This is a genomic window from Providencia sp. UF-224 (assembly GCF_058245955.1).
This window is the reverse complement of sequence record NZ_JBSICC010000005.1, coordinates 52583-73680: the sequence shown is the minus strand read 5'-3', so window position 1 is coordinate 73680 and position 21098 is coordinate 52583. Positions and strand designations below refer to the sequence as shown.

General features: G+C 40.3%; 20 protein-coding genes and 1 pseudogene. 6 read left to right on the top strand and 15 right to left on the bottom strand.

All coding sequences use genetic code 11. The annotated features are described in order from the left end of the window. Nucleotides 1-127 precede the first annotated feature (127 nt). Nucleotides 128-550 carry a DUF2000 domain-containing protein gene (locus AC4IFO_RS06915; RefSeq protein WP_490732979.1) on the top strand — a complete coding sequence of 141 codons (423 nt, stop codon included), beginning with the start codon at nt 128-130 and terminating at the stop codon, nt 548-550. A gap of 47 nt (nt 551-597) precedes the next feature. Here the strand turns inward: AC4IFO_RS06915 and pflA are convergent, their stop codons facing one another. The 4 genes from pflA to AC4IFO_RS06895 form a co-directional block, all read right to left on the bottom strand. After that, nucleotides 598-1386, bottom strand: coding sequence for a pyruvate formate lyase 1-activating protein (pflA, locus tag AC4IFO_RS06910; protein WP_219249309.1), 789 nt, complete (start codon nt 1384-1386; stop codon nt 598-600). A 139-nt stretch (nt 1387-1525) separates the two neighbouring features. After that, complete coding sequence (gene pflB, locus AC4IFO_RS06905) at nt 1526-3808, bottom strand: formate C-acetyltransferase (RefSeq protein ID WP_490732977.1); 2283 nt, start codon at nt 3806-3808, stop codon at nt 1526-1528. A 70-nt stretch (nt 3809-3878) separates the two neighbouring features. After that, nucleotides 3879-4736, bottom strand: a complete 858-nt coding sequence (gene focA / locus AC4IFO_RS06900) for a formate transporter FocA (RefSeq protein ID WP_490732975.1) — start codon at nt 4734-4736, stop codon at nt 3879-3881. A 450-nt stretch (nt 4737-5186) separates the two neighbouring features. Continuing rightward, nucleotides 5187-5960: an IclR family transcriptional regulator gene (locus tag AC4IFO_RS06895; RefSeq protein WP_490732973.1), complete on the bottom strand. Its 774-nt coding sequence runs from the start codon at nt 5958-5960 to the stop codon at nt 5187-5189. Between the two features lie 340 nt (nt 5961-6300). Here AC4IFO_RS06895 and AC4IFO_RS06890 point away from each other — a divergent pair, with 340 nt between their 5' ends. Genes AC4IFO_RS06890 through AC4IFO_RS06880 form a run of 3 tightly spaced genes read left to right on the top strand, consistent with a single transcriptional unit; the run spans nt 6301 to nt 10177 of the window. Further along, nucleotides 6301-7194, top strand: coding sequence for a dihydrodipicolinate synthase family protein (locus tag AC4IFO_RS06890; protein ID WP_490733229.1), 894 nt, complete (start codon nt 6301-6303; stop codon nt 7192-7194). A gap of 50 nt (nt 7195-7244) precedes the next feature. After that, a complete protein-coding gene (locus AC4IFO_RS06885; protein WP_490732971.1) occupies nt 7245-8558 on the top strand; it encodes an MFS transporter in 1314 nt (437 codons plus the stop codon). 23 nt (nt 8559-8581) lie between these two features. Next, nucleotides 8582-10177, top strand: a complete 1596-nt coding sequence (locus AC4IFO_RS06880) for a UxaA family hydrolase (protein WP_490732969.1) — start codon at nt 8582-8584, stop codon at nt 10175-10177. Between the two features lie 65 nt (nt 10178-10242). Here AC4IFO_RS06880 and ycaO read toward each other — a convergent pair whose 3' ends face one another. Then, nucleotides 10243-11997, bottom strand: a complete 1755-nt coding sequence (ycaO, locus tag AC4IFO_RS06875; RefSeq protein ID WP_490732967.1) for a 30S ribosomal protein S12 methylthiotransferase accessory factor YcaO — start codon at nt 11995-11997, stop codon at nt 10243-10245. A gap of 193 nt (nt 11998-12190) precedes the next feature. On the opposite strand from ycaO, the gene ansB reads away from it, so the two are divergent. Both ansB and chiP read left to right on the top strand, forming a co-directional pair. Next, on the top strand, nt 12191-13234 hold the full coding sequence (ansB, locus tag AC4IFO_RS06870; protein ID WP_490732965.1) for an L-asparaginase 2: 1044 nt from the start codon (nt 12191-12193) through the stop codon (nt 13232-13234). Between the two features lie 533 nt (nt 13235-13767). Then, complete coding sequence (gene chiP / locus AC4IFO_RS06865; protein ID WP_490732963.1) at nt 13768-15165, top strand: chitoporin ChiP; 1398 nt, start codon at nt 13768-13770, stop codon at nt 15163-15165. Nucleotides 15166-15369: 204 nt separating this feature from the next. Here the strand turns inward: chiP and AC4IFO_RS06860 are convergent, their stop codons facing one another. From AC4IFO_RS06860 to AC4IFO_RS06815, 10 genes and pseudogenes are all read right to left on the bottom strand, one after another. Continuing rightward, entirely contained in the window at nt 15370-15903 is a 534-nt protein-coding gene (locus AC4IFO_RS06860) for a bactofilin family protein (protein ID WP_490732961.1), read from the bottom strand. Nucleotides 15904-16577: 674 nt separating this feature from the next. Beyond that, the gene (gene fur / locus AC4IFO_RS06855; protein ID WP_004256285.1) at nt 16578-17027 is read right to left on the bottom strand and encodes a ferric iron uptake transcriptional regulator; all 450 of its coding nucleotides are present in this window, start codon (nt 17025-17027) and stop codon (nt 16578-16580) included. A gap of 266 nt (nt 17028-17293) precedes the next feature. Beyond that, nucleotides 17294-17821, bottom strand: coding sequence for a flavodoxin FldA (gene fldA / locus AC4IFO_RS06850; protein ID WP_004256261.1), 528 nt, complete (start codon nt 17819-17821; stop codon nt 17294-17296). Between the two features lie 154 nt (nt 17822-17975). After that, nucleotides 17976-18269 (bottom strand): LexA regulated protein, encoded by a 294-nt coding sequence (gene ybfE, locus AC4IFO_RS06845; RefSeq protein ID WP_490732959.1) that lies wholly within the window; start codon nt 18267-18269, stop codon nt 17976-17978. A 168-nt stretch (nt 18270-18437) separates the two neighbouring features. Then, a pseudogene (locus tag AC4IFO_RS06840) lies at nt 18438-18668 on the bottom strand (type I secretion system permease/ATPase); the annotation flags it as partial. A 33-nt stretch (nt 18669-18701) separates the two neighbouring features. After that, complete coding sequence (locus tag AC4IFO_RS06835) at nt 18702-19748, bottom strand: tyrosine-type recombinase/integrase (RefSeq protein WP_490732957.1); 1047 nt, start codon at nt 19746-19748, stop codon at nt 18702-18704. 201 nt (nt 19749-19949) lie between these two features. Next, the gene (locus tag AC4IFO_RS06830) at nt 19950-20177 is read right to left on the bottom strand and encodes a hypothetical protein (RefSeq protein ID WP_490732955.1); all 228 of its coding nucleotides are present in this window, start codon (nt 20175-20177) and stop codon (nt 19950-19952) included. Between the two features lie 12 nt (nt 20178-20189). Then, nucleotides 20190-20456: a DUF5405 family protein gene (locus AC4IFO_RS06825; RefSeq protein WP_490732953.1), complete on the bottom strand. Its 267-nt coding sequence runs from the start codon at nt 20454-20456 to the stop codon at nt 20190-20192. Further along, a complete protein-coding gene (locus AC4IFO_RS06820; RefSeq protein ID WP_490732951.1) occupies nt 20446-20817 on the bottom strand; it encodes a hypothetical protein in 372 nt (123 codons plus the stop codon). The genes AC4IFO_RS06825 and AC4IFO_RS06820 overlap by 11 nt, the downstream gene beginning before the upstream one ends. Then, the gene (locus AC4IFO_RS06815) at nt 20810-21046 is read right to left on the bottom strand and encodes a hypothetical protein (RefSeq protein WP_490732949.1); all 237 of its coding nucleotides are present in this window, start codon (nt 21044-21046) and stop codon (nt 20810-20812) included. The genes AC4IFO_RS06820 and AC4IFO_RS06815 overlap by 8 nt, the downstream gene beginning before the upstream one ends. Nucleotides 21047-21098: the final 52 nt, after the last annotated feature.

Below are 21098 nucleotides of genomic sequence, written 5' to 3'. Positions count from 1 at the left end.
GGAATAATTAGAGAAAAAAATTACCGAATAACTAGCTTGCCATAGCTGAGTTAGAAAGCCTATTTCTTTCTTTAAATGCCATAATTATCGGGAAATTGAACACAATTAAAAACAGTAGGGGACAGAAATGATATTTAATCCAGCTGAGCATCGCTGCGCGATCGTCGTCAATCAGGATTTATCTAATGGGCTTGCTATGAATGCAGCCAGTGTGATTGGTGTGAGTTTAGGAAATAAAGTTAATAATATGGTGGGGGAGGATTTAAACAGTGCGGATAATATTCATTATCCAGGGGTAATTTATGCGCCTTTACCGATTTTAAAATCGCCAGAACAGTATATTAAAGATATTGAAGTGGCTGCATTAAAGGAAAGTGAAATTTATATCATTCCATTTAGCTTATTAGCGCAGTCGTGCCGCACTTATGATGAGTATCAGCAAAAATTATCAGAACATGAATATAAAAATATTCAATTAGCGGGCATTGGGCTGGTGGGAAATAAAAAGGCAGTGACTCAGCTTATTGGTCATTTACCTTTATTTAGATAGGAATAATGGCAGATAAAGAAGAGGCTCTATTAAGAGCCTCAAATTGGTTAGTACATGACTTTATGACCATAACTTTCAAGGATATTTTTGACGCGCTCCATCACTTCTTTTGACGGCGGTTTAACTCCATCAAGTTTATATTCTTCACCCATGGTTTCCCATTTGTGTTTACCAAGTTCATGGTAAGGCAATAATTCGATTTTTTCGATATTGCTCATATCCTTGGTAAATTCACCGAGCAGATGCACGGAATGGTCGTCATCGCTCCAGCCTGGAACAACGACATATCGGACCCACGTTTTTTGATTACGTTTAGCTAAATATTGCGCAAACTCTAAAGTGCGGTGATTGGATACACCGACTAATTTTTGGTGAATATCATCGTTAATTTGTTTTAAATCCAACATCACCAAATCAGTAACATCCATGAGTTCGTCAATCACAGGATCATAACGACGGACAAAGCCGTTAGTATCTAAACAAGTATGGATATTCTCTTTTTTACAAGCACGGAACCAATCACGTACGAACTCGGCTTGTAAAATAGCTTCACCACCAGAGGCCGTGACACCACCGCCCGTAGCATTCATAAAGTGGCGATAAGTGACGGCTTCTTTCATTAATTCATCGACGGTGACAATATTACCGCCGTGGGTATCCCAAGTATCGCGGTTGTGGCAATACAGGCAACGCATTAAGCAGCCTTGGAAAAAGACAATAAAACGAATACCGGGACCATCAACAGTGCCACAAGATTCAAATGAATGAATACGGCCTAATGTTGCTGGAGCTTCCGTTTTAGTGATATCGGTTGTTGTAATAATTTCGGCAGACATAGCAGGTACTCCAAAATATCCGTCATACTTCTAAGACTTTATGCATAAAATAGTGATTTGTAGTCTTTAACTGACAGTATAGATAAAAAGACCCCATAAAGCGGGGTCTTTAATTTACTTTATTTTAATGAGCTAATTATTACATTGAACTTGTGAAAGTACGAGTAATAACGTCTTGCTGTTGTTCTTTAGTCAGTGAGTTAAAACGCACTGCATAACCTGATACACGGATAGTCAGCTGTGGATATTTCTCTGGGTTTTCCATCGCTTCTAACAGCATTTCACGGTTCATAACGTTAACGTTCAGGTGCTGGCCGCCTTCAATAGACGCTTCGTGGTGGAAGTAACCATCCATCAGACCTGCTAAGTTAGTTTTACGAACATCGTCATCTTTACCTAACGCATTTGGTACGATAGAGAAGGTATAAGAGATACCGTCTTTTGCGTAAGCAAATGGCAGTTTAGCAACAGAAGTCAGAGAAGCGACAGCACCTTTTTGGTCACGGCCGTGCATTGGGTTTGCACCTGGTCCGAATGGTGCACCTGAGCGACGACCATCTGGTGTGTTACCTGTTTTCTTACCATACACAACGTTTGAAGTGATGGTCAGAATTGACTGAGTTGGTACCGCGTTACGGTAAGTTTGCAGTTTCTGAATTTTCTTCATGAAACGTTCAACTAAGTCACAAGCGATGTCATCAACACGTGAGTCATTGTTACCAAATTGTGGGTATTCACCTTCGATTTCGAAGTCAACAGCGATGCCGTCTTCGTCACGGATAGGTTTAACTTTTGCGTATTTGATAGCAGACAGTGAGTCAGCAGCAACAGACAGACCTGCGATACCACATGCCATTGTACGGTAAACATCACGGTCATGCAGAGCCATCAGCGATGCTTCATAGCTGTATTTATCGTGCATGTAGTGGATGATGTTCAACGCAGTGACGTATTGCGTCGCTAACCAATCCATAAAGTGGTCCATTTTGTCCATCACGGTATCGAAATCAAGGACTTCATCCATGATTGGCGAGTGTTTAGGGCCCACTTGCATTTTCAGTTTTTCGTCCACACCACCATTGATGGTATACAGCATGGTTTTCGCTAAGTTAGCGCGAGCACCGAAGAACTGCATTTGTTTACCCACAATCATTGGGCTAACGCAACATGCGATTGCATAGTCGTCGTTATCAAAGTCAGGACGCATCAGGTCATCATTTTCGTACTGAACTGATGAGGTATCGATAGACACTTTCGCCGCGAATTTTTTGAAATTCATTGGCAGTTTTTCTGACCACAGGATAGTCATGTTTGGCTCAGGAGATGGGCCCATGGTATACAGTGTGTTCAAGAAACGGAAAGTACTTTTTGTTACCAGTGTACGGCCATCAAGACCCATACCTGCTAAAGATTCAGTTGCCCAAATTGGGTCACCAGAGAACAGCTCATCGTATTCAGGGGTACGTAAGAAACGGACCATACGCAGTTTCATGACTAAGTGGTCAATCAGTTCTTGCGCTTCTTGCTCAGTGATTTTGCCTTCTTCGATATCGCGTTGGATATACACGTCTAAGAAAGTAGAAACACGACCAAATGACATTGCCGCACCGTTTTGTGATTTAACCGCAGCTAAATAGCCGAAGTAAGTCCACTGTACTGCTTCTTGTGCGTTAGTTGCTGGTGCAGAAATATCATAACCGTATTTCGCAGCCATTTCTTTCATTTGACCCAGTGCACGGTGCTGTTCAGCAATTTCTTCGCGCAGTTGGATAGTCATTTGTAAATCTTCACCTTTCTCTAATTTTTCTTGTAGAGAAGTGAATTGTTGGAACTTGTCTTTCATCAGGAAATCAATACCGTACAGCGCAACGCGACGGTAGTCACCGATGATACGACCACGACCGTATGCATCTGGTAAACCGGTTAACACACCTGATTTACGGCATTTTAAGATGTCTGGCGTATAAACGTCGAAAACACCTTGGTTATGAGTTTTACGGTATTCTGTGAAGATTTTTTTCACAGTTGGGTCTAATGTACGGTCGTAGGCTTTACATGAGCTTTCAACCATTTTGATACCGCCGAACGGGATAAGACCACGTTTCAGAGGTTCATCAGTTTGTAAACCAACGACTTTTTCTAATTCTTTAGTAATGTAACCTGCATCATGGGAAGTGATGGTTGAAGCAACATCTGTATCAAAATCAACAGGCGCATGTGTGCGGTTTTCGATTTTGATCCCTTCCATAACTTTATCCCACAGCGAGTCAGTTGCTGGGGTAGAGCCTGCTAAGAAAGATTCATCACCTTCATATGGAGTGTAGTTTTTCTGGATGAAGTCACGTACGTTGACGTTTTTCTGCCAGTCACCTTGGTTAAAACCTTGCCATGCTAAAGCGAATTTTTCATTTAATTCGGACATGATACTTTTACCTTTTAACAGTGGATCTTTTAGGGATCTTAATAAATCTTTTCGTGTGTGTCAGTGGCGATTAATGTTTTTTGCCACCACGTAAATGCATAAACCAGTAAATGAGGCCGACTAAAAGTGCGCCGCCAATAATATTTCCGATAGTGACTGGAATTAAGTTATCTGTAATAAAATTTCCAATCGTTAAGTGCGAAAACTGCTCAGGTGCCATATTGATTTGTGTCCAATATTCAGCTGGAGCGAATTCTTTAATCATAATCCCTAATGGGATCATAAACATGTTTGCGATGCTATGTTCAAATCCGCTGGCAACAAACATCGCAACAGGCAGAACTAAAACAACCAGTTTATCGGTTAAACTGCGACCTGCATAACTCATCCAAACAGCTAGACAAACCATTAAGTTTGCTAAAATTCCGAGTGCAACTGCCTCAACAAAGGTATGGTGCAATTTATGGCTACTGGTTTGTAAGACATTTAATCCCCACAGGCCATTAGCCGCGGTGTATTGCCCAGCAAACCAAATAATAGCGACGAAGAATAGAGCACCAATTAGGTTGCCAATATACACATTGAACCAATTGCGGAACATTTGCCCCCAAGTAATTTTACCCGTGGCTTTAGAAACGATAGTTAAGACAGTGGAAGTGAAAAGGTCGGCACCACAAACAACGACTAACATTAAGCCGAGTGAGAAACAAATCCCACCAATCAGTTTGGTAAAGCCATACGGTGCGTCGGCAGCCCCAGTTGTTGCAGTAATATAGAAAACAAAAGCAATAGAAATAAAAATACCGGCAGTGAATGCTGACAAGTAAGTAATTGCAGGATGTTTGTTCGCTTTATAAAAGCCAGCATCATCCGCGACTTGCGCCATTACAGCAGGTGGCAATAAATTAAAAGGGTTGTCAGCTTTCATACTAACACTCTCTTACAAAGTTGATTAATTATAGCACGCAATAATAGTAACAAAGGGGATAAGTGAGAAATTTGATATGGATCATGAACACTCGCGAGAATACCCCTGAAATGGTTAATTAATTGTTAATTTATTAGCTAACCAATTGAAAAATATAAATTAAATATTTTTTAAATTTTATTAAAAATTTTTATAAAGAGCATTTTTCGCGACATGAAAAGTGAAAATGTGCACATAAATGTTAATTATTTAAGTGTAATATGAATCCTTTGCTACGGTATTTAACTTATGTCTAAATTTAGCACTGGATTTATTGATATAAACCTCAGAAACCATCTGTTGCATTCACGCTAAATTGTCATATTTTGCTAACAATCAATAAAATAGTATGGCATACAAAAACCGTTGTTCCAGATCATTTTAGACTCTATTTGCCAATATTGAATTTTATTATCTATAAAATTCAATATTATCGAGCGTGTTAAGTTCTTGTTCGATGCGTTCGCGACTGGTTAACAGCGTTTCGATGACTTGGGCAATTTTTTCATTGTTACCGCGGAAGGTGGGGATAGACACACTGATAGCGGCAATAATTTTATTTCGTTGGCGTAATGCGACCGCATAGCAGATGGTTTCTTCATTGATTTCTTTATTATCAATGGCATAGCCATTTTCTTTTACAGCGTTTAGTTGCTCGCGTAATTGTGGCAGCGTGTGAACACTGTATTGTGTCAGCGGTGTGAAACCTGCGGGATAAAGCTGGGAAATTTGTTCATCACTGTAGTTAAAAATCATTGCCTTACCTAGCGCTGAATAGATAGCGGGTAAGCGGGTGCCAATACTGGAGACTAACTGGACTTTTTGTGCAGATTGCACTTTATCTATATACAAGACATCAGCACCATCTAAAATGCCCATTTGGCAAACTTCGTTACATTGCTCAACAATCACCCCCATCTCGCGGTGGATCATTTTCAGCCAATACGATTTTTCGAAGAAAACCCGAGAAAGAATTGAGCAGGCGATGCCAAGGTAATAAAGCTGGCTGTTATCATCGTAATTAATATAACGGTGCTCAACCAACGTTTTTAGAATAGGGTAAATAGTCCCTTTTAAAATGCCTGTTTTATCAGAAAGTTGTGTTAAAGATAACCCTGTGTTTTCAGCTGCTAATACTTGAAGTACCTCTAAAACACGAATTGTCGGCATGTGTCCGGTAGACATTGAACCACCTCCCTGATTAATTGTGCCGCTATTCTAGGTTCAAAACTGCACTATGTAAATCACTCGCAAAAACCCATTTCTTTTCTAAATCTATCCAATGACATTGTGCGCTTGATGGCAAAAGTCGTGATCCTGTTCAAAATTTACCAATAAAAAATGACCTTTTTGTTTTTAACACAAGCAATAAATTCATATTTATTTCATTTAAATCAAATGATTAAATCATTTTTATTTTAACTTTGTTTAAATTTGACTCAATCCATTTTTCATGGTTATTTAATTCTGTTTTTATTTATGAATAAGGTTTGTATATATGAACAATAAGATGGAGTCATTCAGTATGGAAAGTCGCTATATCACCCCTGTTGTAACTATTTTTGATGATAAAGGCCGCGTTGATACGGAACAAAATCGACAAGTCTATGATTCGCTAAGTGGAAAAGTATCGGGTTTTGTCACAATGGGCAGTACAGGGGAATTTTTTGCGTTGGACATGGACAGTTCGAAGACCTTGATTGACCTTTGTGGTCATTACCCTAAAGGGGATATGAAGGTCTATGCAGGGGCGAGCCGGTTGGATGTCAATGAATCGATTGAACTAGCCAATTATGCGAACGAGCAAGGGGTTGATGGGGTGATGATTATTAGCCCATATTATTTCCCGTTGGATGACGAGGGTGTATTTCGCTTTTACAGTACCATTGCGGAAAAAACCTCAGCAAAAATCTTTATTTATAACTTCCCTGAGCGTACAGGGTATTCCGTATCTCCTGAGGTGTGTTTACGCTTAGCAGACAAGTACCCTCATATTATTGGTTTAAAAGATACCATTCCCGATACCAATCATACGGCGCAAGTCATTGATGTGGTGAAATCCCGTATTCCTCACTTTGAAGTCTACGCAGGTTACGACAACAACTTTGCCCATGTAGTGTTATCGGGTGGAAGTGGTTGTATTGGTGGGCTTTCAAATATTATTCCACAGTTTTTTTCTTCATGGATGCAAGCCTTTGCAAAAGGCGATTTAGCGCTCGTTGCTAAACATCAACAACGTGTTGACCAACTGATGGCCATTTACGGCGTGAATTCTCCGTTTATTCCAACCTTTAAAAAAGCGTTGCAATTGAAAGGGGTAATTAATTCAGACCGTTGTACCTCACCCTTTATTGGATTGAGCAGTGTACAGACAGAGCAACTTCAGCAATTATTAGCACTGGCTGATTTACCGCTCTGATCTTTCCTATAACAACACAATAGAACATCTTACCGACAGGGAAAAATATCATGGCGACAACACAAGCTTATAACAATCCTGTTTTAAACTCCGCGATTAAAAAGTCGTGGAAACGTTTAGTACCCCTGATGTTTATTTTGTATTTTGTTGCATTTATTGACCGAGTGAATGTTGGCTTTGCCAAAGATGCCATGCAGTTAGATATCGGGTTATCGGACTCTGCATTTGCGTTTGGGGCAGGGATTTTCTTTGCGGCTTATGCATTATTTGGTATCCCCGCAAACCTAATTTTAAACAAAATCGGTGCTCAAAAATGGTTGAGTATCACTACCATCATCTGGGGCGTGCTGTCTGCGATGACAGGCTTTGTCACTAATGAAACGCAATTTATTATTTTGCGCTTCTTATTGGGGCTAGGGGAAGCGGGTTTCTATCCGGGAATTTTATTATTAGCGTCAATTTATTTCCCGAATAACGTCCGTGGTTCGGTGATTGGCATTTTTGTTTTAGGCGTGCCTCTCGCATTGACGTTGGGCTCTCCACTTTCTGGTGCATTATTAGAGTTACATGGCTGGCTAGGCCGTCCGGGCTGGTTCTGGATGTTTGTTATCGAAGGTTTACCTGCGGTTGTTATTGGTATTTTTGCCTTCTTTTATCTGGACGATAGCCCTGAAAAAGCGCGTTTTTTAACTGATGAAGAGAAAAAAGCGCTAACAGAACAGCTTGCGAAAGAAAATGCAAAAACAGAAACCACCTCAGTCCTTTCGGCACTTAAAAATACCAAAGTGTGGCACCTTGCACTGATTTACGGCACCATCCAAATATCTGTGTATGGTTTGATGTTCTTTTTGCCTTCCCAAGTGGCCTCGTTAATGGGGGCAAGTTTAGGGTTCAAACAGTCGCTGGTGGCTGCTATTCCGTGGGCTTGTTCCGCTTTTGGTGTCTACTATATCCCGCGTTTTGCTGATCGCCATCCAACTCGTCGTGTTGAAATCTCTGTCCTGTGCATGTTAGCTGCGGCAGTGGGCTTAGCACTATCGGCATTTGCCAGCCCTGTTTTTGCCATTGCGGCGTTGTGCTTAAGCGCAGTGGGTTTTTTATCGGTTCAACCTGTTTTCTGGACGTTCCCACCTCAATTACTCAGTGGCCCTGCATTAGCCGCGGGGATCGGTTTTTGTACCACAATGGGGGCATTTTGCTCATTCCTTGCGCCTATCATCCGTGTTGAAGTGGATAAAATGATGAACAGCAACACGGCGGGGATCATGACATTGTCTGTAATAACCGTGGGTTGTGCTGTGTTAATTGCGTTACTCAAAAAGAATTCCCATAAAAATGACCATAGAGTTTTGTCGTCAAATTAAAGACAACAATTGGAAGGTGTGACATGCAAAAGATTTTACGAATTGATGAAAGCGACAACCTGATTGTTGCCTTGAAAGACTTACAGGCTGGGGAAGTTTACCACTGGGGGAATGACGAAATTGCCTTAGTGACCGATGTGAAGGCCAAACACAAATTTGCATTAGAAGCGGTACCCGTCGATGGTGTGGTATCCATGTATGGCACGGCAGTGGGTAAAGCGACTCAGTCAATCGCTAAAGGCGAAGCCATCACGGTAAACAATATTCGCCACTATGCAGCCCCTGTTTCCTTAGAAAATGATTCACCATACGAATGGAAAGCTCCCGATGTTTCTGCTTATGAGAACCGTACTTTCCAAGGGTATGTACGGGATGATGGGCGTGTAGGCACAGCGAATTACTGGTTAATTTTTCCGTTAGTATTTTGCGAAAACCGCAATGTGACGAAGTTAACCGATGCTTTGAATGATGCGTTAGGCTACACCAATAACAGCTTGAAAAGTTTTGCATTAGACTTAACCGCAGGAACACAAGCACCGACAGCAAAACCAAAGCTATTTCCGCACATTGAAGGGGTTCGATGTATTACGGTCACCAGTGGCTGCGGTGGTGCGACATCGGACAGTAAAACCATGTGTGATGTACTGGCGGCTTATGCAGATCACCCCAATGTGATTGGTATTACGGTATTTAGTTTAGGGTGTGAAAAAGCGCAGCGTAAAATGTTTAAAGAGTCACTGGCAGCCCGTAACCCAAATTTTGATAAACCAGCACTCTATTTTCGCCAGCAAGAGTGGAATAGCGAAGAGGAAATGATGCAAACTGCACTCAGACAAACCTATGAGTGCATGAAAGCGGTCAAGCCACACTCGAGGGTCGATGTACCGTTATCCCATCTCAAACTGGGGGTGAAATGCGGGGCATCTGATGGTTTTTCAGGCATTTCTGGTAACCCTGCGATGGGGCTCGTTTCTGATTGGTTGGTCACGTTAGGTGGCGCATCTGGCTTGGCAGAATTCCCTGAATTATGTGGTGCAGAAGGGGATATGGTGAAACGTTGCGTATCTTTCGATGATAAAAAGAAATTTCTCGAATTGATGGAGCGCTATGAAAAAACGGCAAATTTCTTTAATACCACCATTGCAGATAACCCAAGCCCCGGCAATATTGCAGATGGCTTAATTACCGATGCAATAAAATCCACCGGTGCGGCTAAAAAAGGCGGTACTTCACCCATAAGTGCAGTGTGTGATTATGCAGAAGCCATGCCAGAGAGCGGGTTGTCACTAGTTTGTACGCCGGGGAATGATGTGGATGCAGTAACAGGCCTTGTTGCCGCAGGTTGCAATGTGGTTATTTTTTCGACGGGGCTAGGTACACCAACGGGTAACCCAATTGTACCTGTGTTAAAAATCTCCACTAACAGTGCGATAGCGGAACGTCTATCTGACATGATTGATTATGATTGTGGGCCAATTATTGATGGTGTACCTCTACCGACAATCAGTCAGGGGCTTTTTGAACGGGTGATTGAAACGGCAAGTGGTGATTACCAAGTGAAAGCGGATCGTTTAGAGCAATTTGATTTCTTATTGTGGAAACGTTCCCTAGATTTATGATGTGTATAAATAGATAACGCGGTAAATGTTGACGGGAAAGGCTTCCCGTCAACATATGGGCTCAATTACCCGTTAGCACGTTTGGCTTTTTGCAGTTTCTCATAAGCTGCAAGCAGCGCTTGGTGAGCCGGTAGCGCTTTTAGCTCGTCATCGATTGACCACAGACCATAGAAGCAAGACTCACCCGCAACAGCGGCGGAAGCTGCATCGACAGCTTCTTGCCCATACATACGGACAAACGCATTGTAGTATTGCGCAGGGTTTCTTTCTTCTTCTTGCGATAATAGCAGCAATGTTTGCAAGCAGCGGTAGTAATTTGCACGTTCAGGGGTGAACACTGAACTGTTAAAGTCTTGCGTCCACTCAACCCATGCAAGGGCTTGCTCGAGGTCACCACCTGCAAGGGCTAACATCGATTTTAGCTCGCCGATGCGCAGGTTGCTCCAACCATTGTCTTTGCCAACAGCTAAGCCAAGCAGCTCACGTACACGGGTAAAATCGTCTAAACCGTCATCGTCCAATTGCTCAATCAGGGCAAGGTAGTCTTGTTTTTCCCATTGGCTATCCGGTAAACCGATGATGGTATCACGCAAGTAGGCGCCCATTGCGTTGTTCGCAATATGCAAATCTTCAACAGGGTAGATATCTGACATGCCCGGTACTAAAATGCGACATGCGTACACGCCTAAATGGTTATAATCCGCGATGTAAACTTCGGCATCTAAGGTATTGAAAATACGGATAAGCGTTGTAAATTCTTCCTGTGTCGTGCCTTTGAAGCTCCAATCAGCAAATTCATAATCCGCATCATCTTTGAACAGATCCCAGCTGATTAAACCGCTTGAATCAATAAAGTGAGTTTCAAGGTTAGTGTGTTCAGCGACTTCTTCATCATCAAAAGTCGGTGCATTAAAGACGTCTAAGTCTTTTAAGCCGCGCCCTTGCAATAATTCAGTGACGGTACGCTCAAGGGCAACACCAAAGTCAGGGTGTGCGCCGAATGACGCGAAGCAAGTGCCATTTTGCGGATTAAATAGCACCACGCAAATGACAGGGTATTTTCCACCTAATGACGCGTCGTAGCAGAAAATTGGGAAGCCTTCTTTTTCAAGGGTATCAATCGCTTCCACTACGCTTGGGTAACGCGCCATCACATCTGCTGGGATCGCCGGTAAGCTGATGCTTTCCGCGATAATTTTGTTTTTCACAAAGCGTTCAAATACTTCAGAAAGCCCTTGTACACGCGCTTCGTTTGCGGTGTTACCTGCGGACATACCGTTAGAAACGTATAAGTTCCCAACAATATTCATAGGAATATAGACGGTTTTGTCATCAGACTGGCGTGTAAATGGCAGGGCACAAATGCCGCGTTCTTCATTGCCGGATTGCAGGTCAATGAGCTGGCTTGCAGCCAATGCCTCATCAGGGTCATAGAACTTAATCAAACGACTGTCTAACAAGCCTTCAGGCAGGCTGTCATCTTCTGTGAGTGGGAACCATTTTTCATTTGGATAGTGGACAAAGTCACCTTCAGAGATGGATTTACCCAAGTAGAAATCAGCAAAGAAGTAGTTAGTCGATAAACGTTCGAAATACTCTCCAAGGGCAGAGGCTAACGCGGCTTTCTTGCTCGCACCTTTACCATTGGTAAAACAAAGAGGGCACTCTTTATCGCGAATATGTACTGACCAAACGTTTGGTACAGGGTTTAACCATGACGCTTCTTCAATATCAAACCCCAATTTTTGTAATTTGGTTTGGAATGCATCAATGGAGTCTTCAAGAGCGGCGTCTTTGCCGGGGATAAATGTTTGGCTCATTGTCAGTCACTTGTGAATAGAGTGTGTCAAACGGGCTATCATACGGATTTTTGTCTCAACCTCACGCTTTTTATTCATTCATAGATAAATCATCTTAAAACTCATTATTTATCCTAAAATAATTATATAGATCACAATAAATTCAGCATAATTCCACATAATAACTGAAGTTTATTAATGAAAGGAAAATAGGATGAAAAACAGAAATAAAGCGCTGCTCGCGACACTGGTTTCACTGTTTGCCGTATCTGCTATCGCTCAGCCGAATATTACGGTATTGGCAACGGGGGGAACCATTGCTGGGGGCGGGGATTCAGCAACGTCTTCTAGCTATCAAGCGGGTAAAGTGGGTATTGATGCGTTAATTAATGCAGTGCCAGAAACCAAGAAAATCGCCAATTTAAGTGGTGAGCAGTTGGTGAATATCGGCTCGCAAGATATGAATGACCAAGTTTGGTTGACGTTGGCGAAAAAAATAAATCAGGACTGCGATAAAACTGACGGATTTGTGATCACTCACGGAACAGATACGCTAGAAGAAACGGCCTTTTTCCTTGATTTAACAACCTATTGTAAGAAACCTATTGTGTTAGTCGGGGCGATGCGCCCATCAACTGCACTGGGCGCGGATGGCCCGCTAAATTTGTATAACGCAGTGGTACTTGCAACGGATAAATCAGCAGGTGACCGTGGCGTACTCATGGCGATGAACGATAAAGTGGTTCAAGGCCGTAATGTGATGAAAATGAGCACAACAGAAGTACAGGCATTTGATGCGGTTAACGCAGGTGCTGAGGGCTTTATTCACGATGGCAAAGTGACCTATTTCCAAGCCCCTCAGCCACGTGGTGACAAAGCTGCATTCGATGTGAGTAAGTTAGAGAAATTACCCGCGGTGGGTATCGTTTATAACTATGCCAATGCATCCGCTGCTCCTGTTAAAGCATTGAGAGAGGAAGGCGTAGAGGGGATTGTCAGTGCGGGAGTTGGTAACGGCAACATGTATAAAACGGTATTTGATGTATTAGCGAAGGCAGCAAAAGAGGATGTGGTTGTGGTACGTGCAAGTCGCGTTCCAACAGGCTATACCACTCGTAATGCCGAGGTTGATGATAATTTATATGGTTTTGTGGCATCGGAAAGATTAAATCCGCAAAAAGCTCGCGTGTTATTACAGTTAGCGTTAACTGAAACGAAAGATCCGCAGAAAATTCAGGCAATGTTTGAGAAATATTAAACTGAATGTGTTTTAGTCGTTAATGTAGCGGGAGGCAGTTTTCTGTCTCCCGTTAATTTTATGGTAATTCACCATAAACAAGAAATGAAAATATTTTTCAGTAAATTGAAGCATGTTCGTAAAATTGAGGCGAATTTTTGGGGCAAACTCAATATTTAATGTCAATGTGGTGATAGGCTACGCAAAATTACGGCATTATTGGAAAATTTAAATCACTAATTAGCAATTTATTTGTTTTAATCTAATTCAAATGAATCGTAAGGCCTCTTTTATTTCTTTATTAAATCAATTGGTTGAATCTCACCCTGTGAAAAAACATCATGTGTGATAATGACGGTTAATTAAAATTAATGTGTCGTCGATCATATTTTGGCAACAAAGCCAGTATCTGTGTTGATAATTCGCGTCGCAAAAAATAGGCTAATCACATCACAAATAACATAAGTTATTGTGAATATTTAGATTTAAATGGAAAGTTAAATCGTATTTCGGCCGAAAAAATAAAACATAAAAAATATTAGAGGAATACAAGAATGGTTAATAAACATGTCAATACTGGCAGGAAGTTGCTCGTCTTAAAAATCGCCATCGCGATGCTGCCTATCGCGTATCAGCCAATGACTCACGCAGAACAATTCCTTGAAGATTCAAAACTCACAGGTGGACTTTATTACTGGCAAAGGGATCGTTCTCGTAAGGATTTAGACCCAAATAGCGATAAATATAAAAAGTATGCAGATAATCTTAAACACTCAACATTCAATGCCAGCCTAGACTTTTCATCTGGCTATTTTCAAGATGTTATCGGTTTGGATTTAGCGGGTTTTACCGCTATTGAATTATCAAACAGTGGCCCTGCTGCACCCAATGAAATTGGTTTTAGTGACGCCAAATCACGTTGGGATGAAAAATGGACTGGCGACCGTAGTGGTGTAACGTTTTATAAAGCGGCGGCGAAACTAAAATATGGTCCTTTCTGGGGGAGAGGGGGCTATATTCAGCCTACGGGACAAACGTTATTAGCTTCACACTGGAGTTACATGCCGGGGACTTATCGTGGTTTGGAAGTCGGTGGTGTATTTGATTTTGAGCAAAATGGTGAGTTAAGCATGTCCTATATGTGGACAGACCGTTATAAAGCACCATGGTATCGCTCAATGTATGATTTCCGTGAAGCCGATGGCAAAACTGGGATCAGCTATTTGCATTCCATTGGGTTTAAATATGATTTTAAAAATAACTTAGTGCTAGAAGGGGCTTATGGTCAAGCAAAAGACTATATGGATCAGTATTTTGCTAAAATTTCGTATGCTGTGCCTGTTGCTGAACGCGATTTGCGTCTCTCATATCAATTTTATGGTTCTAAAGATAAAGTTTCTGATGGCGGTGTCAATGACGTTTATGATGGCTTAGCATGGTTGCAAGCGATGACATTAGGCTATACCTATGAACAGTTTGATTTTAAAGTTGAGGGAACCTATGTTAAAGCGGAAGGTAATCAAGGCTACTTCTTGCAACGTATGACGCCGGGCTGGGCGACATCCAATGGGCGTATGGATATTTGGTGGGATGGTCGTTCAGACTGGAACGCCAACAATGAAAAAGCATTATATGCAGGTGTGATGTACGACCTTAAAAATTGGGATCTCGCAGGCTGGAAAGTGGGTACATCCTATATTTATGGTTGGGATGCAAAGCCAAGCACAAATACCCAATATGCCCAAGATGTGCGTTTAAAAGAAAGTGCATGGAACTTTGATATTCTATATACCGTTCAAACTGGCCGAGCAAAAGATACGCTCTTTAAATTACACTTTACCAAATATGATAACCATACCGATATTCCTAGCTATGGTGGTGGTTATGGAAATATCTTCCAAGATGAAAAAGATATTAAGTTTATGGTGATGATGCCATTTACGGTTTTTTAATGAATTAAATAAATAGTGGTTACCATTGAAATAAATATGATGGTAACCGACTAAAACACACATAGCATATATACGTAGTTTCAAATGGCCTAATAAAATAAGAAAATATACTTATATTGCGAGTTTGAAAATTAAAAATAAGGTGGATTACATTCACCTTATTTTTATTATTTAGTCATTATCCTAGTGCAGAAAAACAAATTTTTATAACGAAGCAATTCCTTTATCACCTTCATTATTGATGATAGGTGCATCATGTTTTACTTTATCTTTTAATTGCGTGACTTTATCTGTATGAGTAACACTATTTTTGACTTTAGCTTGTCCAGAAAGGATGCCACCTTTTTTAATCGATAAACTGCTGTAGTGAATCGTTCCATGGACTTCGCCGTTATTTTCAATGCTAATGGATTCAGAGGTGCATTCACCTTCAACTCGACCATTAATAATCAACTCTTTACAAATAATATTACCCGTCACTTGGCCATTTAGCATAACTTTAACGGTATTATCTTTTCCTGTAATGTTACCAACGACTTTGCCATAAATGTGGACCTGCTCATTAGAGGTAATATTACCTTCAAACATCACATCCCTCGAAATTATCGTATTCGATTTTTCTTCACTAAGGGTTGGCGTTGATATCGTAACGTGTTCTTCTATCTTAGAAGTAATTTCAGGTTCACGAATGGTAGGGGTTTCTTCAGGGGTTTGTTTGTTTTGTCTTTTGGTGAACATTTTACTTACCTTTTTTTGATTGAAGTATAAGATCAAGAACAGAATTGATAATACAAATGAAAATAAGGTGATGGCTGTATGACGAAAAAACCATCCTATTAAAGTAAGAAACCAGAAGAAAAAACTAGTATTAATAAAAAGATATGTTTTTTTCATCAGTTAATCTCTTACGAAGTACGAGAACAATCCAAATAAGTCTAGCTAAAAATATACAAATTACATCATATAGTTGTAATTTAACTTTTTTATTACACTTAAATTGTTTATTAAATTAAAAAAAGTAAAACTATATAGCAATATACTGAACTTATTTTAGACGTTAATTAGATAAACTATATGACAGTGATATGAAAAAAAGATGCAAGGTATATTTTAGATAACGTTATGCATCACTATGATATCATTGTAAATATTCTCAAATAGAGAAGGTGTGTTCATCCGTCAAACAATATAAAGGATTTGAAGTGAATTGCAACTTATTATAGAACACTTCAATATTTCACCTTAACGACATATTTTAGTGATAAATATAAAGTAAATGAAAGAAATTATGGATATTCTCACTGAGAATGCTTAATTTATCGGTGGATGGATACAATAAAAAAGCCCGATAATGGTGGTTATCAGGCTTTTGAAGAATGGGTCACCATCAAAATATGATGGTGATTAATTTATTACTCTTTTGCTTCGTGTGCGTCAGCGTTATCGCGGCAATCACCATCAGCGCAGTGGCCATATAAGTACAAACTGTGGTTAGACAGCTTAATACCGTGACGTGCGGCGATATTTTTTTGGCGAGTTTCAATCGATTCATCAGTAAACTCAATCACTTTACCACAATCTAAGCAAATTAAGTGGTCATGGTGATGCTGCTGAGTTAATTCGAATACGGATTTTCCACCCTCGAAATTATGGCGCGTAACGATACCTGCATCATCAAACTGGTTCAATACACGGTATACAGTCGCTAGCCCGATCTCTTCGCCCATATCAATCAGCTTTTTATAGAGATCTTCCGCACTGACGTGGTGGCACTCAGGCTCCTGAAGTACTTCCAAAATCTTAAGTCTTGGAAGAGTGACTTTGAGTCCAGCATTTTTCAATGCTTTATTGTTGTCTGTCATGCGGGTTTGTCCTGTATCTTAAATCATAAATTTAACAATAATGAGACATTTTTAACATAAATCCAGTTGTCTTCTAAACTGATTTACAATTATAGGCATGGAAAATAAAAATAGAAACCATGCATTGTCTCATTATTTTGATAATCTCTTATAAGTCTATCCAATTAGGATATTTAATCGATTATTTTAGACCGAATGACGTTCCGCGATGGTGCATTTTGAGCGGAAAGGAATTCGGCCTAAGCGTAACACTTGTTTTTAATCGACTAGCCAAGAATTTCAGCTAATGACATCTCTTCAGAGATTTGTTTGACCCATGCATCCACTCGTTCATCTGTTAACTCCGGTTGGCGATCTTCATCAATCGCTAATCCGATAAAGTGGTTGTCATCTGCCATACCTTTTGAAACTTCGAAGTGGTAGCCTTCGGTTGGCCAGTGCCCAACAATCACCGCACCTCTTGGTTCGATGATATCGCGAATAGTCCCCATCGCATCACAGAAGTATTCTGCATAGTCTTCTTGGTCTCCACAGCCAAAGAGAGCGACGAGTTTACCTTCAAAATCAATTTCTTCTAATGTTGGGAAAAAGTCATCCCAATCACATTGTGCTTCGCCGTAGTACCAAGTTGGAATACCAAGAAGTAGAATGTCAAAAGCTTCAATGTCTTCTTTGCTGCACTTTGCAATGTCATGAACTTCTGCTACGTCTTTGCCTAATCTTTCTTGGATCATTTTGGCAATATTTTCTGTGTTACCTGTATCACTTCCGAAGAAAATACCGATGACTGCCATAAACTGATTAACCTCTTGTTTTTCTAAGAGAGAAAGAAGGAGTGTCTCAACTTCTAGAACTCATTTAGAACGAAAATAAATAGAATTTTATGCCTTATTCTGGCGAAAAAACTTTTATAAGTCTGTCAAATTTGTGTGATTTACTAAGATAGCGTTACTTGAGTATTGTCTCATCAACTTGTTGAAGTTGTGACATCAAAATTTCTTCTATTAATTCACTACGGCTTATATTTTTTTCTTCAGCTAACTGATTCAGTACAGCAACAGCTTCTTCGTTTAGTTTAAGTTCAACTCGGCGCAATCCATTCACTTTATCGCGTTTTAATTGATTGCGTTTGTTGATCCTTAATTGTTCATCCCGTGATAGTGGGCTTGTCTTAGGTCGCCCAGGCCTTCGTTCCTCAGCGAACAAATCCAGAGTAGTACGATCAGTTTGTTCTTTTGCCATGTCTATAACTGCTAAAAGGGTGTGCCAATAATTCAGCGCGCCATGATACCCTAGCTAATCCCCTAGTGCTATAGCTGCAAGGCGAGGGAATAGGTTTGATTGGCGAAAAAAAGCGCGGTTTTAAGAAAAAAGCACCCCTTGCTATGTGGGTGGTGCTTTTTTGAACACTTATTGTGTTTGTTGTTGCCACAAGTTGGCATAAAGCCCGTTTGATTGAAGTAAGTCTGTATGTGTACCTATTTCAGTAACCTCCCCATGGCAGATCACACAAATTCTATCAGCATGTTTAATTGTGTTTAAGCGATGGGCGATACTGATGACTGTTCTCCCTTTAGAAATTAAAGGCATATTTGCCATGATCGCAGCCTCAGATTCATAATCTAAAGTTGAAGTGATTTGGAATTTTGGATGTGTGAAATTAATCGTTGTACATCAGCCAGTTAAAAGTGTTAGATGTGGCTTTTGACTGGCTTCATTCTTCGACTGTGTCGAGATTGTGACATGCTCACTATATTTGGTTAAATGTTGCCCGCTAAAGTGTGCATATTTCTGAACCATTTCTAATGTCTCCCATCCTCCCATTTCTTTAAGTACCATGAGTGGAGTTCCACTTTGTGCGTGCCAACTTGCCCATGTATGTCTGAGGTCGTGAAAAGTGAAATCGGTTATGCCAGAATCAGCTAAAGCTTGATAGTAGCATTCACGATAGTGACAACTTCTTCGCTTTCCGTCGTTTGAAAAAACATAGTCACCATCTTTTTCAATTCCATTTAGAATTTCAATGGCCACATCATTTAGCGGCACTGGTCTGGCACGCCCTGACTTTGCATTATCCGCTGTGACGTGAGCAACTCTTCTAGCCAGATCAACACTTTTCCACTTAAGCGATAATATTTCGCTCTTTCTCATGCCCGTTAAAATCGCCATGGAAACAAAATCCCGCATCCACTTAACTTTAATGTTTGATAGGAGTAGCTCGGCTTCCCACTTCTCTAACCATCGAACCCTGACAGTAGGCTCTTTCATTCGTGGGATGTATGTTGACCGAACCAGCCATCCCATCTTGTGAGCTAGTGAAAATGCACGCATAATGAATGAGCGATATCTATTTTTTGTTGCATTAGATAGCTTTTTCCTTGTCATTGGGCTAAAAATTGGCAGGGAATCAGCTATCTCATCATTTGTTATTGTTGATACTTTTCGTCCTTTAAATATCGATTGAAAATACTCTGCATATGCTAACTTAGTGTCATAACATGATTGCCCCTCAGCATCCTTCATTGTTAGTAACATCATTTCTTCAAATGACTTATCTGGCATTTTATCTAGCTTTTCCATCTGCCAGAGTTCGTGCTTCAGTTTGTCATGATATTCTTGGGCTTTGACTTTGTCCTCCGTGCCAGCAGATTTGCGAATTCTTTCTCCGCTTGGTGCTGCAACGTCAACCCAGTATTTTTTACCTCTTTTGTAGATCGGCATGTTTTTCTCCCACTACCGACTACAGCCAGCCGATAGACATTATTGTCGTTAAACTGCGCCTGTTCAAACTTTTTCAGGCTTTCCTTGTTTGCTCTCCATGAACTACCGACCCTGAACATGTAATATCTTGCAGGGTTGCGGTATATCGTTGAAGATGACAGTCGGATCATCGATGCGTATTCTTTTATTGTATAAAGAGAGTCATCCACTATTAATCTCCTTATCTATCGTCATGACGTAGTGATTGAGCCACATGTTAGGTGTGTACTTTAATTTCTTATCGGGTGGTAAATATTTAGTGAATTCTGGAAGGTGTTTGAGTAGAGTTTTGGTTGATATTTCGTTGGTTACTTTGTCGTATTTCTTCAGTTCTTTGAGGTATTTCCTTGCCACTGCTCGCAATCCGTTTTCATGCTCCTGTGGTGTCATAGGCCACCTATGCTATTTAATTAATTCCGATATTTGACTTGATAGGCTAGTTCTGAGTTGGTTTATTTTGTCATTCATATCTTGCAGCGATTTAATGTCATCAGATTTAACTTCAAGCATAAACAGTTTTTTTATTAGCATTTCCATTCTTGGATGATAACTAACAGTAACCATTGTTTCTTTGCCTGCGTTTTCACCTTCTTTTATCGTTTTAATTTCATTAAGAATGAATTGATACTTGTCAGATGTTATTACATATTTACCTAATTTAATTTCCATTGCTATTCTCCGCATCCTTCATTAATAAATATGCTAGGCATATCGCACGAGTTAATTTTTTATCTTCTGCCACATTCCAACCAGAGCCACATTGCCAAATTTCATCTACATAGCTAATGGCAATTTTATTTGTCTCTACTAGGCTCATTGCCATAGCTTGACCAAAGAAATCAATCCATTCTGTTTCTTCCCATGTTTCTTCATTATCATATTTAATATTGGCTTTTAGTTGGCGCTTAAATAACTTTAAACTTCCAGTTCGCTGCTTGATATCTTTATACTGAATACAGTCATCTTTGCAGTTAAGGATGAATACCTTTTTATTAATCTCGAAGTCAGAGAGTTTGGTGTATTTATTCATTGATAATCTCGCACTCGTAACCTATATAAAAAGAAAATGGCGAATTAAAAACCTCTTCGCGATCACATACGCATCCAATGTTAATCATCTCCTCACCAGATACGTATGCAAGGCCATCACTTATCCCTCCATCTATTCTCAATAGATTAGCGGTAATGGGGAACTTTTTAGTAAAAGCGAATCCTTCATGACCGCTATAACCGCCATCATTTAATAATTTAATTTTCATTCCACACCTCACCACATTTAATCTCAACATCCCGCACCTGCATTATCTGCAT

Excerpts from the sequence above, each read along its gene's own strand:
- AC4IFO_RS06915 (WP_490732979.1), top strand. The coding sequence starts at position 128 with ATGATATTTAATCCAGCTGAGCATCGCTGCGCGATCGTCGTCAATCAG.
- pflA (WP_219249309.1), bottom strand. The coding sequence starts at position 1,386 with ATGTCTGCCGAAATTATTACAACAACCGATATCACTAAAACGGAAGCT.
- pflB (WP_490732977.1), bottom strand. The coding sequence starts at position 3,808 with ATGTCCGAATTAAATGAAAAATTCGCTTTAGCATGGCAAGGTTTTAAC.
- focA (WP_490732975.1), bottom strand. The coding sequence starts at position 4,736 with ATGAAAGCTGACAACCCTTTTAATTTATTGCCACCTGCTGTAATGGCG.
- AC4IFO_RS06895 (WP_490732973.1), bottom strand. The coding sequence starts at position 5,960 with ATGTCTACCGGACACATGCCGACAATTCGTGTTTTAGAGGTACTTCAA.
- AC4IFO_RS06890 (WP_490733229.1), top strand. The coding sequence starts at position 6,301 with ATGGAAAGTCGCTATATCACCCCTGTTGTAACTATTTTTGATGATAAA.
- AC4IFO_RS06885 (WP_490732971.1), top strand. The coding sequence starts at position 7,245 with ATGGCGACAACACAAGCTTATAACAATCCTGTTTTAAACTCCGCGATT.
- AC4IFO_RS06880 (WP_490732969.1), top strand. The coding sequence starts at position 8,582 with ATGCAAAAGATTTTACGAATTGATGAAAGCGACAACCTGATTGTTGCC.
- ycaO (WP_490732967.1), bottom strand. The coding sequence starts at position 11,997 with ATGAGCCAAACATTTATCCCCGGCAAAGACGCCGCTCTTGAAGACTCC.
- ansB (WP_490732965.1), top strand. The coding sequence starts at position 12,191 with ATGAAAAACAGAAATAAAGCGCTGCTCGCGACACTGGTTTCACTGTTT.
- chiP (WP_490732963.1), top strand. The coding sequence starts at position 13,768 with ATGGTTAATAAACATGTCAATACTGGCAGGAAGTTGCTCGTCTTAAAA.
- AC4IFO_RS06860 (WP_490732961.1), bottom strand. The coding sequence starts at position 15,903 with ATGTTCACCAAAAGACAAAACAAACAAACCCCTGAAGAAACCCCTACC.
- fur (WP_004256285.1), bottom strand. The coding sequence starts at position 17,027 with ATGACAGACAACAATAAAGCATTGAAAAATGCTGGACTCAAAGTCACT.
- fldA (WP_004256261.1), bottom strand. The coding sequence starts at position 17,821 with ATGGCAGTCATCGGTATTTTCTTCGGAAGTGATACAGGTAACACAGAA.
- ybfE (WP_490732959.1), bottom strand. The coding sequence starts at position 18,269 with ATGGCAAAAGAACAAACTGATCGTACTACTCTGGATTTGTTCGCTGAG.
- AC4IFO_RS06835 (WP_490732957.1), bottom strand. The coding sequence starts at position 19,748 with ATGCCGATCTACAAAAGAGGTAAAAAATACTGGGTTGACGTTGCAGCA.
- AC4IFO_RS06830 (WP_490732955.1), bottom strand. The coding sequence starts at position 20,177 with ATGACACCACAGGAGCATGAAAACGGATTGCGAGCAGTGGCAAGGAAA.
- AC4IFO_RS06825 (WP_490732953.1), bottom strand. The coding sequence starts at position 20,456 with ATGGAAATTAAATTAGGTAAATATGTAATAACATCTGACAAGTATCAA.
- AC4IFO_RS06820 (WP_490732951.1), bottom strand. The coding sequence starts at position 20,817 with ATGAATAAATACACCAAACTCTCTGACTTCGAGATTAATAAAAAGGTA.
- AC4IFO_RS06815 (WP_490732949.1), bottom strand. The coding sequence starts at position 21,046 with ATGAAAATTAAATTATTAAATGATGGCGGTTATAGCGGTCATGAAGGA.